Origin of the sequence: Phaeodactylibacter xiamenensis (assembly GCF_000759025.1) — a bacterium.
Lineage (GTDB): Bacteria > Bacteroidota > Bacteroidia > Chitinophagales > Saprospiraceae > Phaeodactylibacter > Phaeodactylibacter xiamenensis.
The window spans coordinates 250,539-266,176 of the sequence record NZ_JPOS01000084.1 but is presented as its reverse complement, the minus strand read 5'-3'; the positions used below and the strand labels follow the sequence as shown (position 1 = coordinate 266,176).

9 protein-coding genes are annotated in these 15,638 nt (G+C 45.5%); 7 read left to right on the top strand and 2 right to left on the bottom strand.

The features are described 5' to 3' along the window. Window positions 1-19: 19 nt before the first annotated feature. The gene (locus IX84_RS25685; RefSeq protein ID WP_044227795.1) at window positions 20-5,020 is read right to left on the bottom strand and encodes an AAA domain-containing protein; all 5,001 of its coding nucleotides are present in this window, start codon (window positions 5,018-5,020) and stop codon (window positions 20-22) included. A gap of 497 nt (window positions 5,021-5,517) precedes the next feature. Between IX84_RS25685 and IX84_RS25680 the strand changes: the two genes are divergently transcribed. The 3 genes from IX84_RS25680 to IX84_RS25670 all read left to right on the top strand — a co-directional run bounded on the left by IX84_RS25680 (window position 5,518) and on the right by IX84_RS25670 (window position 10,701). After that, complete coding sequence (locus IX84_RS25680; RefSeq protein WP_152605245.1) at window positions 5,518-6,069, top strand: hypothetical protein; 552 nt, start codon at window positions 5,518-5,520, stop codon at window positions 6,067-6,069. A 105-nt stretch (window positions 6,070-6,174) separates the two neighbouring features. Further along, window positions 6,175-6,816 (top strand): hypothetical protein, encoded by a 642-nt coding sequence (locus IX84_RS25675; protein ID WP_044227788.1) that lies wholly within the window; start codon window positions 6,175-6,177, stop codon window positions 6,814-6,816. 1,008 nt (window positions 6,817-7,824) lie between these two features. Continuing rightward, window positions 7,825-10,701, top strand: coding sequence for a CHAT domain-containing protein (locus IX84_RS25670; RefSeq protein ID WP_044227786.1), 2,877 nt, complete (start codon window positions 7,825-7,827; stop codon window positions 10,699-10,701). On the opposite strand, the gene IX84_RS25665 is transcribed toward IX84_RS25670, so the two are convergent. After that, a complete protein-coding gene (locus tag IX84_RS25665; protein ID WP_044227783.1) occupies window positions 10,646-11,872 on the bottom strand; it encodes a hypothetical protein in 1,227 nt (408 codons plus the stop codon). The two genes, IX84_RS25670 and IX84_RS25665, sit on opposite strands and share 56 nt — an antisense overlap. Before the next feature lie 453 nt (window positions 11,873-12,325). Between IX84_RS25665 and IX84_RS25660 the strand changes: the two genes are divergently transcribed. The 4 genes from IX84_RS25660 to IX84_RS25645 all read left to right on the top strand — a co-directional run bounded on the left by IX84_RS25660 (window position 12,326) and on the right by IX84_RS25645 (window position 15,638). Next, on the top strand, window positions 12,326-13,060 hold the full coding sequence (locus IX84_RS25660) for a hypothetical protein (protein ID WP_044227780.1): 735 nt from the start codon (window positions 12,326-12,328) through the stop codon (window positions 13,058-13,060). 102 nt (window positions 13,061-13,162) lie between these two features. Beyond that, entirely contained in the window at window positions 13,163-13,861 is a 699-nt protein-coding gene (locus IX84_RS25655; RefSeq protein ID WP_152605244.1) for a hypothetical protein, read from the top strand. Then, a complete protein-coding gene (locus IX84_RS25650) occupies window positions 13,854-14,654 on the top strand; it encodes a hypothetical protein (protein ID WP_044227773.1) in 801 nt (266 codons plus the stop codon). Before IX84_RS25655 ends, IX84_RS25650 begins: the two co-directional genes overlap by 8 nt. Before the next feature lie 54 nt (window positions 14,655-14,708). Then, window positions 14,709-15,638, top strand: coding sequence for a M48 family metallopeptidase (locus IX84_RS25645; RefSeq protein ID WP_044227770.1), 930 nt, complete (start codon window positions 14,709-14,711; stop codon window positions 15,636-15,638).

Here is a 15,638-nt window from a genome sequence, read left to right as displayed (position 1 = left end):
TCAGCCTTAATGCAAGAAATTAAAATACCTCTTCACTCTTCAGGTAATACCCTCTGGAGTTGGTAGTATTCCTTCGATAGTATTCTGGATTGTTTAGCCCGGTATCTTCTAAAACTTTATACTCCCTGACGATACTTCCCTTTACAAAAACCTGATTACCCTGATTGCCCCGGCTGCTATGCTCACTGACGATATCCGTGGAGAAAACCACCACTTTGGCTTCCTGCGTGATGCCGGCAAGATCAGTTGTCTGGATAAAGTGGCGAATGAATAAGAGTTGCTGTTCGGTATGGTAAGCGTTTTTCAGTACCCTCCGTCTCTTTTGGTAAGCCGAAAGGCTGACCTTGTCCACTTTTCCGTTGCGGTAACCGAAAATCAGGAAGCCCCGGAAATCCAGGGTAGATAACCGATAGATTTCTTCTTCTGTACCGTTCAGCAATTCCTCAATGCTTACTGTGTCTATATCTACACCCCCTGGCACTTCCTGCAGGTAGACCTGAGCTTGATTGGTGAATACCAGCACCTGCTGAGTGGAGGTAGAGGAAGCATCACTGTAAGCTGTAGCTACAGGTTCAGGGATAGTCTCAATTTGCGGTGAGGTTTCATATTGAGGAACTCCATTAACTGGCTGAGACTCCTGAGCGGGCACCGGTGCTGTGGCGGCCCGGAGCTGACTTCTCTTTTCCAGAATTTCCCAAAGCCCACGCAGTGCATCTTCCGGATCAAAACGGTAATAAGAGTAACGGACCCGGAAAAACTCAAACTGAGTCACGCGGCGAAGAAGCAACTCGCGCTTCATATCAGCTTCTAATACGTCATTCCCATGGAAACGGTCGCCATCGCACTCGACGGCTACCTTCACACCATTGGGCAATTCAACCACCAAATCGATAGAATAGGGCCCAACTCTGTATTGAGGCTTCACGAAGTACCCCCGTTGTACAATTTCATTATGTACCTCTACCTCAAACCAGCTGTCGAAGGGTTTCGGCGGGTCTTGTTTCTTATCTATTTCAATTAGGGATGCCTCCTCTAACGGTTCAATCCGGAAGTGCTTGAAGTAGTGCAGCAGTTTTGCCCTCAGGTCATTAGGGTTTTTCAAGTCATCCAATCGTACGGAATGGAAAAGAAAGACCTGTTCCCGCGCCCGGCTCATCGCCACATTAAAACGCCGTTTATCGGTATCTCTGGTCTGGGCATTGCCGATCTTATTATTGGCGGTAACCAAGGATAAAAAGATCACATCGCGCTCATCGCCCTGGAAATCTGCCGGCCTGCCGGATATGATGCGACGGGCAATGATCTCCTCCGTGGGGATGCTTTGCCGCAGCAGGTCATCAATCAAAACATGCTGATGGGTCCCAAGCAATGAAATAACACCTATGGTTTTCCCTTTGTATCTGGGGTCTTCAATCAGCCGGCTAATTTCCCGGACAATGGCTTCCGCTTCCGGCCGGTTGACCTTACCTTTTCGGTAGCCTCCTGGTACAAAACGGGCAACCAATGGTTCCAGGCGGTCTCCTCCAAACTGTTTGAGCGGGATTAACTCTGTGCCCTGGTCCCGGTAGCATAGCTGATTGGAGAACTCAATGATTTCAGGCATGCATCGGAAGTGCTCTTTCAGCCCGTCTTTACTGCCCGACATCGCATAGGCATGATCGAAAAAGCTGAACTTGGTAGAGAAAAACTGATTATTGGGAATGCCAGTCAGGAACTGCCGAATCAGGTCGTTCTGTTTATCAATGGAAATACCGGCTCCTTCAGGTGCGATTTGCTGATCATCCCCAACTACGATTACCTTCTTTCCAATATACATCAGGAATAAAGCCTCTGGCCCCAACTGACTTGCCTCATCAATAATCACCACATCAAAGCTATCTGGCGAAGGAGTCAGGGTAGCTGCCAGACGATACATCGGTAAAATCCAGCAGGGGATGTATTCGCTAATGGTTTGCAGTTTAGCCTGAGCTTCGCGTTTGTATTGGAAGACCATCTTGCCCATGCCTCTCGACTTTTCCACGGCTTGCATCCACCGAATCAGGTTGCTGTTAAGCGCATCTACGTTGCCGGTACGTTTAACGAAAGCGATACTTGCTCTTGTCTTGAGCAACCGCAAGGTACAGTCCTGAATGTCTTCCACAAGACGGCCAAGGGTCTTCAGGCGGTCATTCACGGAATCCCCAAAGGCCTGAGCCAGTTTATAGCCGGCATGAGACCAGTAAATAGCGCGAATGATATCGGGCTCCGAAAGTTCAGGGAAACGCGCTTCCTGCTTAAACCTGTTGATGGTTTCCGGAAAATGAATACAAAGGGCTTCTTCCCGCAACCGGCAATTGGATGCCAACTCTTGGTAGCTAATTATTGTCTCCAGTGCCTGATACTGGCTTTCATATACCGCCCAGTTGAGTTGGGCAATACTATTGCTCAATCCCTGAATCAGATCGAAGGCTCCCAGGCTATCCAGGTAAACAGCCATATCAGTTACCTTGACCTCCTGCTGCTTAAACTGTTTTTTGAGTTCCAGCAATCGGAGTACAATCTCCAGCTCCATGCCCGTGCTCTCCAGTCCAAACTGTATGCCTGTACCGGAAAATATTTCTTTAAGCTGTTTTTCCTTCTGCTGGAAATCGGGGAAGAGCTTAAGAAATTCCGACAGTCGCCTGCCAGCTTCAGTATGTTCATTCAGGCGGAAGGATAAGTAGTCTGAATTCGAGATCTGCTGCCCCCAGATGTTGTCGAGCGTTTCCAAGATATGCTCGGCAACAGCAAAATGATAGAGGGTTTCCAGTTGGTCAGCTTCCAAGCATGGATGACCATTAATCCGGCATTCCTCAAAAATGTATTGCCGTTGTTTAATCTCTTTGGGCAAGGTCAGGGCCTTTAGAAAACCTTTTAGCTTCCCACCGCCCTGAACATATTCCAAAACCACTTTAGCATCCGACCGAAGCTGTGCAAATGGCACGCCATTTGGCAAGGCTATTTGTTTGTTCCGGGCGATTTCTTCTATCTTTTCCGTGCGGACCTCGCTGAGCAAATTATTTATCTCCTGCGATACTTTCCGCCAATGCTCTGTTTGGCCCCGTTCACACTCGTTACGCACCTTTTCTAACCAAGGTGCAGGTTTGGAGATAGCGGTATCCAAACTGCGGTAGGAATGGACAATGGGAGCCAATGCTTCAGCAGATACAGCCAATTCTTCAATGAATGGATAGCGCCTGATTTCGTTGTTGTAGTTTTGAAGTGTCTTGACATAACTCTTAAAGGCATCCGGCAGCAACAAGCGGCTGAGGTCTACTTCCGGAAACCCAGTGGGCGGAGCGGTTAACTGTTGAAGCTGATTCATGGAAGATAGCCATTCCGAAAGCTGCACAGCCGTTTTTTCGGCGGATTCAGGAGCAGGGGCTTTAACCTCATCCCTAAGCCATCCATAATTCTCACTGTCTCTCTGATACTGTTCGAGCAGATTATTAAGTGTATCATTGGTGTAATGGCTATTCAGGTGCGCTTCCCGCTGATCCGCATTGATGGAAGCTTTGATTTCGTCCATCAGCCGACTCTGCCTACGTCTAAGCTGATCAAGTTCTGACTCCTGTTCATTCAATTGGGCTTCAGCAGCCTCCAGGTCAAAGTCATTGATGGTCTCCTGCAGTTGTTTGACGCTCTTTTTAAGGTCGTTTGCCCGGGAGCTGCTCTCCTGAATGAAGTAGATCACAAGATCCCAAAACTCCTCAGGCAAATGTTGCCGGAGCGCCCGAAGTGCCTGATCAGTCTGAGCGGTCACCAATACCCGCTTCCCCTGACTGAGCAAAAACGGGATAATATTGGCAATCGTATAAGACTTACCCGTACCCGGCGGGCCTTGCACCACTACAATAGGCTTCTTTTGTATCTTTTCAGCAATCGTAATTTGTTCCTCATTGGAAGGCTTTGGCAAAATGACTTCTTCAGGAATAGCATGTCCCGCACCTTCAGAGTTAAAACTTCTGTTTTCAAAAACAGCCAGATTAAGTAGCTGGCTTTCAGCGAAAGAAGACACCTCATTGGCATCCTGTAACTGTTCGAGTATTGTCTCAAATATGGCAGTGAAATTTCTGAGGCTGCGTTCTCTGAAGAAGAGCAGCGGTGCAAAATGCACCTGGGGGTAAGTGGGCGCTTTGTCAATAGGTGCCATTGTATCCTGATACTGTGCATCCGTTGAAATGGCGTGAACAAACGACTGAAGCCCCTCTCCGCGAAGAGAAGTTATTTTGTCCATGAGGCTAAAATCTTCCCGTTCAATAAAGGGCATAATCGCCTGGGAACCACTATGGATTTCCAATCCCCCCAAACCCGCAATGAAGTCTGTTTCCAGCCCCAAAAGGTTTTTTTCTGCCTTAGCGCGAACTTCAATCATCCCATTATCGGTCATTTCCAATTCGAGAGGGAGCGTAAGCAGAGAGCGGTTGTATATGGTGCTACCCCGGCGCCAGGTAAATTGTCCAAGCCCGAGAATGAATTCAAAGCGCTCTGAAAAGGAATCTATCCGATTGTTAATGCTAAAAAGTTTATCGTAGACTTTTTTGTGTTTTTTGAAGACCTCATACTGACGCTGATACTCCTGTTCCTCCAGCCGCCATACAGACAATTGCTTTTCCACTTCAAGGATAAGGTCTTCTTCTTCCTCTGTAAGGTCCCCAAAGCGTTTCTCCGTTTCATCCAGCTGAATGGCGGCCTTAATTGCGGGGGCATCCTCTATTCCAAAAAGATCTCCTTCAAACCATATCCGGGCTTCGTCCGGGATTTCCGGTCGAGCCACAGGTTTTGGTGGCACCGGTCGGGGCACCTTTAGAACGACGGGCTCTTCAGCAGATTTATTTTTTTCGTAGAGCATTGACTTTAGCCCTGGCAGAGCCATCGCCTGATCAAGGCTTAGGGCTTCATATTTTTGAGACTCCTTAAAGTTGGTTACCGTGGTTTCCCTCAGTTGGTAAAACGCCTTAAGGAACTGAAAGAGCTGGCTGTATTTGTTCGCTGCTGTCATGAATTAAAAAAGGTAATCGAAAATAAGAACAATGATTATAGAGCTTCTGTGACAAGGTGCCGGAGAAAGGACTCGTTAATCACCCTACCTGGGTCTTTTATTGACCCTACACTACTTATCGGAGAAGTATCAAACGAAAAGAAGGGCGGTATTGCTACATAGAGGCTGTTTGGCCGAAGAGCGTCTGGTATCATCATATATAGTGGTTTTATAAGGCTGCCATTGTAAGGCAGGAAGCAATATAGCAAAAAAACGTATTGGTTGGTATTGGGTAGGAGTGGAGTTGTTAAATCCACGCTTGTGTTTTTTGAGCGGAGAGGGCATAGGCGCCTTAGCGAGTCAGCAGAGTGCTGAGAGCCATCATTTCGGAAAACAGATGACAAAAGCGAATTTTCGCTAAAAGTGCGAACGATTTTTATTTGGCTAGTGTTTATTAGGTACAAATCTGATTTCATGAAAAGGCCTAATGGTAGTTGATAAATTTAATTGGTCTAATCATGGAGAAATTAAAAAAATTGCTTTCGCGGTTGTCTTCACCGCCGAAGCAGGAAAAGCAAAATGAGCCGGAACAGCGAAAGCGTTCACTGATTGGTGAATTCTCAAGCGATTTTAAGAAGCGGCTTCTGGGGGCATTGTCAATGTTTCTTATTGCCCTGATCGGTAGCGGTCTGACGTTCTTGTTCCTTATCTTCGGTGGATATGAATATGTCCAGAAAATCGGATGGATTGAGCAGAGTATCAAAGAGAGCAGGGAGGTCTGTTTCGAGGGGCAGCTTGTACGCCTTGACGAAAGCTATGAAGTGCCTATAGCTAATACCACTGTAGTGCTAAAGGGCGTTGATGACAGTAGCGGACAAACTAACGATGAGGGCTATTTTGAAGTGACTGCAAGGGTGCCTTTGGACTCCACTTATGTTTATCTTCGGTTTGTGGATGACCAAAATCGGCCCATTCATACCTGTAAAGCAGCAGTGCCACTCAATCAGCTGGAGCAAAGGAGGCCTGTTCGGTACGTTGTGTCTGATGAGCCCCTGCTTATTGCCCTGTAGGGAGGCTTGAAAGACCAGGTCTGATAATTAACATTGTTTTTAGTTGCCAAATTGGGGTTATTGCATTAAATTGCGAACTTATTATCCCAAAACCCTAATTTCGGCATGATTATGTCTGTTAAAAAGATTATCCCTTTACTTTTGTTTTTGTCTTCATTGGGCGTCCTGTTCGTATATGGTTTCAGTAAAAAGGTCAGTACGTTTGGAATCGAAGGGACGCTGGTTTTTGAAGCCGACAACGCTGCAGGCACAACGGTGATTTATACCACCGGAACCCAATCTCCCCTTGATAAAGACATCGGACTGTTTGTCCATGAGGTCGTCCTTCAGGATGGCGCATTTTTTCGGCCTATTAATGAGTATGCGGGTGAAGACATTAATATCTGGATCTATAAAAAAGGGTATCCGATTTTCAACCTTTCAAGAGTGCTTAACCCCGACCGGAAAAATATCGACTTCGGAAAAATCTTTATACCGAAAGCATTCAAAATACCGACGTCCACTGTAAGTGCTTCCGAGGCCCCTTTGCAGGGCTATCGGGATATTTGCCTGCAAGACACGCCTCTCCTGATTAATCCTTCTGAAATTAAGTGTATCATGAACTACACCATGCGGGAAGATGCTTCTGAGCGCTGCAGTAAGTCGAATGCCCGGAAGGTATATGGCGCGAAATTCCTATTTAAAGTTCCTAAAAAGTATTCGGCAGAGCAGTACCTGAGAGAAATGCTTTTATTCTTTGGTCGCTAACGGATTGATGCGTAATTGCTTGATCATTTGACCGGATAGCACCAACAAGGGCTGTAAGGGCAATAAATTGGGCGGGCGTTGGACTAGTCGCACAAGTGGGCTTTAGCTGCCAATAATCGACCTTTCAAAGTCCAGCTTAGTAAAGGCTATCCTTTATGCTGATGTATAAACACTACTCTCCCCGAGACTCCTGCTCTTCAAATCCCACCTGGTTTTGGTAATGAATCGGGCAGCCTTACTCAATTGTAGCCAAAGTGAAGCAAACGGTATTCCATCATGTTGCGAAACCACTGCCGGAAAGGGATGGAAATACGTTATACTTACGATTAAGTGGTTGGCCATAGCAAACCTACTCAATGCTTGCCCGTGTCTCGTCGCCTTTGGGCTTTGACCACCTTAAAGACAGGAGGGGCAGCATTTACGCTGGGAAGTCTTTTGCTCCTGCCCTGACAAGCTACGCTGCGTCAGTGGCCGATGTCGCAAATCTAAGATTCCAGACGATGAATGTCTGGATCAAAGACCCCAGACGATGAATGTCTGGATCAAAGACCCCAGACGATGAATGTCTGGATCAAAGACCCGACATTTATCGTTCCCCGTGCTGGCCGTCAGCGCCAGTAGGTGACCACTTCGTATTGCGTATATTTTAGATAGCGTTTGGACCGGGGAAATTGATTTCGTTGGAAGGTGGGTATCGAGACTACTGATGGTAAGGTATTTCCTGGAATAGCACGAATTAAACCTCAGCATTGGAACAGACGTACTCTTTGCCCGCGCATATAGCATGACTATGGCTGCTGAGACCTACTTATTGAAATACCCCAATATTCTATTGTTGATTATATGTTTTTTCGAAAGATATATTGTATTATTGCTTTTACTTTCCATGAACACGACGCTGGCCTATTTATTTGCAGCTTTTTGGTCCCCGCAGCAGGGATGAGGCGGCTCACCACAATTGAGATTCTACTGGCATCTACTCATACAATATAAAGGCGGCTACTATACATGAACTATGAGGCTTTTTATATACAAACGCTGAAGGAATGTAAGATTGACGAAGCTTTTCAGCAACTCAAAATAGACAAAGTCAATTCCCTCAGGCGTAAAAATTACGAACAATATGCACAGGTTATTATCTGTTACGTACGGTTAAAACTATTTACCGCTGAGTATCATGATTTGGAGCGGAAGTTAAAGGATGTTGCTGACTCCAGCTACTATGTGTATCTCAAACAGCAGACGAAAGCTCATATATCTCTGCTGCTTTCCAAGATTGCTTATTCAAAGGGCGGATGGGAGGAGGCAGAGCAGCTTGCTGAAGAGGCAATGGCATATGGCAGGGCCGCCAAGGAGAACGGCGAACCTGATGACTGCTACTTGTTTTGCAGAGCGTATCTGGTGCTGGCAAAAGTACAGTTTCGGCAGCGGGATGTTTACAGGGCTAAGCTGTTGATGGCCAAGAGCTTCCTTTGCTATAAAGATAGTACGGAGCATACCAACGGGCACTACATGCGTGCCCGGCTCTTATCTCATTATGCCCAGATTTGTATGCTGGACCATACCATTGTGATTGCTACATCCCTCATCGAAGAGAGTAAACAGGTGTATGATAGTGCGGGCTACAAGCCTTATTTCTATTTGCCCGAAATCAACAGCCACTGGGGCGCCGTCTTAATTGCTCAGGGAGAAGAATATGATAAAGCGAGGGAAAAGCTAAAAGAGGCTTTTCGGCTGTTGCACATGCATTTTCCAAAGTGTATGAACAGGCAGAAAGCACACATATGTTATTTACTTGGTATGAGTTTTCTGAAGGAAGCAGAGCTGCCCGGAGTTGAAAAGGGGGCATTGCTGGCTCAAGCCGAGTTGTACTTTGGGAAGGAGCTGAAACTAAGGTTAGGTCTTTACCTTAAACCGTGGCATAGCACAATCGCCCGGGCCCGAAATAATCTGGCTCAGGTTTACACCGAAATTGGCGGTGAGCATTATTTCGAGCGGGCCATAGAGATGGTTGATCTTGCATTGAAAGGTAATTATTCTAGACAAGACAGTGCAGCAAAAAAGCTTTCTGCCTTGCAAAAAATCAAGGGCTCCAATTCGCCGTTCGAAGCCATACGGTCTCTTTTTTTACTGGCAAGGCTAAAGTACCTGCAGTTTCGAGCTAAATTAAAAAAGAAGGGGGCTTTGAAGGAAGCCTGGGATACCATCAACCTGGCGCATCTCGCCATATTGCTTATTCGGAAGGAGTACTACAATCTTGAAACCAAAATTGCTGTTATGGGGCAGCAAGCCAGGGCGGTTTATGAGATGGGGTTAGCCATACTCTATGAGCAACAGGGCGCCTTTGGAGAAGATGAGCGGCTTGTGTTGGAGCAAGGTATCTTTGAGTTTTTCTATTTCAGTAAGTCCTTCCTGTTATTGGAGTCGTTGTCTCCGTTTTCCCTAACCACTCTTTCTGCCAGGCCGCAGCAAAGTGGCAATGCCTCTCCTGATATGGTGGCGTCGCTGATCAAAAACATCGATGAATGCTTTTCGGAGGGCTTGAAATACACCTTAGAAGATGAGCAGGATAAGATCACTCTGCTATTGAAAATAAACAAGAAGACGGTGAACTCCGATTGGTCCAACGACCATAAAATTAAGGACGTACTAGGTGATATTCGTAACCAATTGAGAGAGGAGGAGGAGGAAGGAACGGTCTTGAGCTATTTTTTGGGTGAGCAGGGGCTCTATGCTATGGTCATCAGGGGAAGCGAACCACTTCAGTTCTTCCAGTTGCTGGATAGGAGCAAAGAGGTGATTGAATTAAAGAAATCTATATTGGACTGTTCAGCAATACTGAACGGTTATGAACTGGAGGAGCTCGACGATCAGATCTTCAGGCTGGACATAGAGCAGGGGTTGTATGCCGGCCTGAAAGATAAGAACGTGAAATGTATTGGATACTCAAGTCAACTCTATAAAATACTGATTGCTCCCCTCAGGCATGCTTTGGGGAACCGAATTTACATTATTCCTGATGAAGAGCTGTTTTATGTGCCTTTCCCCTTTTTGTCGGAGCGGTTTGATACATCTGGCAAGAATAAGTTTTCAGTGCAAACGTACTTGATAAACAACTATAAAATCAGTTACCATTTATCTAATGCATTGCTCTACTGGAATCATAATGATAAAAGAGGAAAGGAGCCTACCCTGGCAGATGCATTTAGACTGTATAGCCTACCTGGGTTGTACACCAATATTGAGCTCGGTAGTGATGAGCAAAGACTGAACCAAGCCAAAATCGATGCAGTCATATATATTGCAGGGCTTTTTCAACTGCGTTTTCCTAAAATGCAGCATGAGCTGTTATCATATAGTACTGCGGAAATTAAAGGCAATTTACAGAACGAAGGAAGTGCAATACAAATACTACATTTTTTTGGGCACAGTTACAGTGAAGGTGGATATGCCAATGCCCCTTGCCTGGTACTGAGAAAAAATCTCAGAACCGGGCAGTTGCATATGTTGAGTCAGGCAGAAATACAGCACCTTACGCTCGATTCGAATACACTTGTGATTATCAATGCCTGTAAAGGTGGGCATGGGGGAGTCGGTAACGGAGAAGGACCTGTTTCACTGGTACAAGCTTTTTTAAAGGCAGGTGCCAGAAACATTTATTATTCTCAGTACAAAATGGGTGCTGAAGAAATATTACAGTTTAGCTCGAGGGTCATAAAACGTTTGCTGGAGGGGGACAATTTTCTGGACGCCTTGGTGAACATACAACGCCAATGCCTGAAAAGTGGCACCTCAGACAGCCATCCGGCTATCTGGGCGTCCTATTCTTTTATTGGAAATCAGATGCAGAAAATTTGGAATCCGAATCAGAAAGGGGAGCAATGACATCTTTGCGCACCGTTAAGGAGAACCAAACTGGTTTGTACCGGATTTCTTCATTTGCCCCATTGGTACTTTGCTCAGAAAGGCTTGCGTAATATAATCCCGGACGAAGCGGAATATCTTCGATGATGCTGTAAGACTCTTCTGATGTTCCGGAGGGAATATCGACCTCATGGAGGAGCTCTTCCTTGTTATCATATATACGCAAAACTACATCCGTAAGCAGTTCAGACCTGAAAGATAACACAAGCGACTCCGTTACATTTAGATTACGGTTGTTAAGAGATATGGGCACCGTAGTCTTTACTGATTCGATTGATGGCTTTGGTGCTTTGGCACTATTTGCTTTTGGTGCAATTTCAGGTTCAGCATTGGTGCTGAGTACTTCTGTAATGGAAGAAGAAACCTTTCTTTTTAATTTATTATTCTCTTTGAAGCCAGCCTCTAAGTCTTCAAAAGCTTTGATTTGCCTGCTAATCTCATTGGCTCTAAAGGGATTGTTGTTTCGGGTTTTTATCTCCTTATCGGTAAGTTTTTTCGAAATAGCGTAATCGGTCATCCGAACACCTAGCTGTTTTCCAAGCTTTTTAAGGCGGACGATTTCCTTCCTGGCAAGGATATTCCTGGGGTCTAGATCTGCAGCCTGTTTTCGTCTGAGCGCACTTTTCATTTGAGAGCTGCTTAGTTTGAGCGCTTTCATACCCGCTTCAGGTGTCGGCCTGTTGCTGGGTGCTGCACCCGGCTGACTAGCCATTTCGTCCCGCAGCGCCTTGGCATTGGCATACCTTTGATCCATTATATTAACGAACAAGCTGAGCGACTCCTTATTAAAGTGGTCAAGATCTTTAATTTTGAAATCAATTTTTTCCCGCTCGATGATTTTAAGGTATTCAAGAAGTACCTCATCTTTAGAGCTTTCCAGGTAACCGTTAGAATCAATAATTAACGTCGCCTGTTTTCTGGCAGCAAGATTAGCCGCATCTTTTAAGACTAATTCAAAAGTACGGTCTTTCTTACTTCTCTCAATCGCGTCAAACGGATATTCAATAACAGCAATTGCACCTTTTTCATTTACTATATGATAATCTGATGATGCAATAGCTTTAGATTGAGTAGATTCCTCACTTATAGGAGGTTTGACCTTCAGCAAGATAATACCAGTCTTTTGATTCATTGTTTTTTGATTTCTATCCTTCATCAACGCGCCACTCTCACTAGTCAGAACAAAATACAGTAAAGACCATCAAGTGTGGTTTTTGTGTTTGCTCTGCTTAGTGTTGCGGTATTTTGTTTTGTATTAGCACAATGGCGCGAAACATAATATATTTTCCGACTAGGACGAGAGCAAAGGTAGTAAAAGATTACATGTTCTCAAAAAATATATTCGTGTTTATAACCAGAAAGGCAGGATTATAGTTCATGTACTCACAAAAAATATCTCAGGCTGCTTTTTTTGGATATAAACATTAGCAATTAATTTTTTTTGAAGTTTTTAAACTAAACTTAATTACACTCTGTTATTAAAATAAAACATGACCATTTGTTTATGGCAGGAGTGCATAGGTTAATGTTTTGATTAGAGCTTTGAATTTGACATATTTCTTCATTTCCCAAAAACGATTTTCCTATGATACCGGAAATTAAGGAGATTTTTGAGGACTATCATAAGTACCGTGTAAAACAACAACTTTTACCCTTCACAGTAGGGGCTGCGGTACTTTTGACACTGAGTATTACCGGAGGGGTATTTGGCTATCTGTTGTACCAATCTGAGCAGAACCACAGACAGACAAAAGCCAAAATGGCTCGCTATAAGTCCAATCTGGCAATCTACAAATCTTATGCAGACTCCATGAAAGAGGTTCATGGGCAGTGTCTCGAAGAAGCAGAACGCCTTGATGATGCCTACCGGGCGGAAGCCCGGAAAAACAGCGATTTGGTACAAAGCCTTTCTGCTACCCGAAAGCAGTTGCATGAATCGAAAAAGGAAACACACCGAATTAGCAAAACGGCAGACTCCATTTTAGCGCTTTATTCCAATCAACGCCTTGCTTATCATCAGCTCAGCCAAGAACATGATGCGGTCTGCACGGACTATCAGTTGAGTCTGCACAAGCAGGAAGAAACGGCCGCTCTCTTCGCCCGCTACAAACAATCGCATCCCGACAATCAGGGCCTCGCCCTTACTCCACGACAGCTATATACTGTTCATCCATATCACATCGCTGCCGCTTTTCTTCCCATCGCTGCGTTACCAATCAGCAGGCATGGCCGGGCAATGGTCTACGCTGTTGTAGCTGGGTTTTTTACCTTTTTCATTCTACTGCAACGCAAGTCAGGTCACTTAAAATCAATGAATTAGGCCTTGCGGGAAGATTGAATGAGATCTTTGTTATTGGCAATAGCCGCGATTTTTTTTGATACTAATGTAAACATCAAAATCTATTATAAACAAACGTAACAAATGAAACATCTAACCTTAATATTGTTGAGCTGGGCTGGTATGACAATGTGTAAGCGACCGGTACCCCCTGAGCCCTCTGTGTTGCTCCAAGTGTGGTTATTCGATCAAAGTGAGTCGTACAATTACGCTGATACGGATCTGGAAGCCATAAAAGCAATCGTTCGCCAGCGCGCAGCCCGGCAGCCGGTTGTGTTTACTGCCATCGCTGTTCAGAGCGATAGCAGCTACCGGCAGGACCCCTTCGTTACTGAGCCCATGAGGCTTGATACCATTGACCTGCATTCGCTGTCTATTTATCAGCGCAAGAAAGCTGCTGCCCATAATAACAGGGTCAAAGCCAGGTTTGAAGCAGAGCTTAGTGAGCTTTCTGACGCCTTAACTGATCAGTATATGAATATTCGTTCAGCCCCCTGGACAGACCTGAATGGAGCTTTATCCCTTGCAGAAAGTATCAGCCGGCAGGCGGAGTTCGCGGATGCAGATATTGAGATCGTGGTGCTCAGCGATTTGCATCATGACCTTGAGGAAGGTCCGGATTCCCTTGGGGTCTTTCGCTTCCCTAACGGTACCGCTGTATACCTGGTGGGGGCGCAAAGGCAGATAGATTCGGAAAAGGTTTTTCCAGGGATTGTCCCGGAGCCGAAAGTCAAGTTGCACACAAATTTCTTCACTTCCGATAAACTAACAACTGATGATTAATTATAACAGATTAAAGAGCAACAAATTTATCAAGGTAGCAGATAGCTATGCCATCCGCGTGGTGCGGCTACAGCAAAAGCTTGGGCGTTGGAATACCAGGCAAGAGGAATTAAAGAAAAAGTATACGAAGCTACTTGAGGAAAGTTCAGGAAAAAAGGCAGCCTCGCTGTTGGCTATCCCTGCCCACCTGGCGGCCGCCATTATGGCTGGAGTCAATATTTCCCCTATTCTTTACAGTGCGCATAGTTTGCAAATCGAAAACCTTGAGCTAAGAGCACTACTGCAGTCCGTGCTTCCTATTGTAATGATCTTTTTCGTTTCAGCCTATATCTGGATCCTTATTGGAAGAGCTAACTTGTACTGGTCGCAGGAGGAGCCTGGGCACCGTGTGCTGGAAAACAAGCGCTTCATCCTGGCGGGCATAGCCGGTATTGTTATATATCTGGCTTTTCTTTCCCATATCATCAAAATGGGACTGGATCAGAGTGGAGCAGAATACGCTCCAGCCGTCCATTTGATCTGGTGGCTCAGCTTTATTGAACTGTTTATTGGCATTGCGGTGCATACAGGTTGGACACTGGCGGCATATTACATCAGGATGGGCTATTTGGGGCGTAAAATTCGCAGAGCAGAGCGTAAAATTCTGGTATCCCGTCAAAATTGCGAGCGGTACTATCACTACCATGTGCAAGTTACTCCTCCCGAAGAGCTCTACACCACTACGAATATAGAATACGTAATGGCTTCCGAGTCATTTGATGATAGCGCATCTCCGGAATTTATTAATGCCTAATTGTAGAATCACCTGCCGGATTCTGTTTCCCGGCAGGCCCAAAAACTATTTCAAATGAATCATGGATACTTACTTGTTAGTATACTACTGCTGTTTGCCGGCAGTTGTGAATTTGAGGCAGCTCAGAAAGAACCGGCTCCATGCCATTACTATGAATTCACGGATGGGCCTCACATCAAACAATTTTGGGAGGAGTCTTGCCAAAATGGCAAACTCGACCTCTGGGTTCACCGTCTGGCACAAAAACTGGAAAAGCACCTGGAGCCAGAGGCTTTGGGGATTCCCTACGATACCCTGGAGGCGCTTGGACAGGAGCAGTTTAACCGCACAATGCAAAGCGTGAGTACGGTGAGGGGAAACACATACCGCCGTGTAAACCGGATATTTAAGACCCTGGTCCGGCATACGCTCCGTACAGATGTAGACTATGAAATTTTCGTAATCCGGCATCAAAAGCAGCCCGGTTTAATCAACGCATGGGTTACAGCTCACGGCAAAGTTTTTATTACCACGGCTATGCTGGAGTTTGTAGAGACAGAAGATGAATTGGCCTTCATTTTGTCGCACGAACTGGCACATATTGAAAATATGCTGCCTGACCGCCGATTAGCCCTGAGGGGAGAGCTGCGAAGCGTGTTAGGGTACAGTGAAATTGGAACATTGCTTTCTAATACTACCGAAAGTGCTTTGACAAGCATCAATCAGTATCATGAGCTTATAGCAGACCGCTCTGCCCTGTATTTTATGAATGAAGCCGGGTTTGACCCTGAGGGCGCGCTTCAGTTTTTTAGCCGGCTTGACAGGACATTTAACGACAATCAAAGCTATTTTTTTCTGGAGCCTTTGAGTAATACCCATCCCTACGATCACATCCGTTTCAATTGTGCTTCCCGGTACATTTTTGATTCTAAACGTGTGGTGCCAGGGTGTGAAGAAAGCAACGAAATGCCTGCCCCGAATGCGGCACAGTTTAGCAAGAAGTAA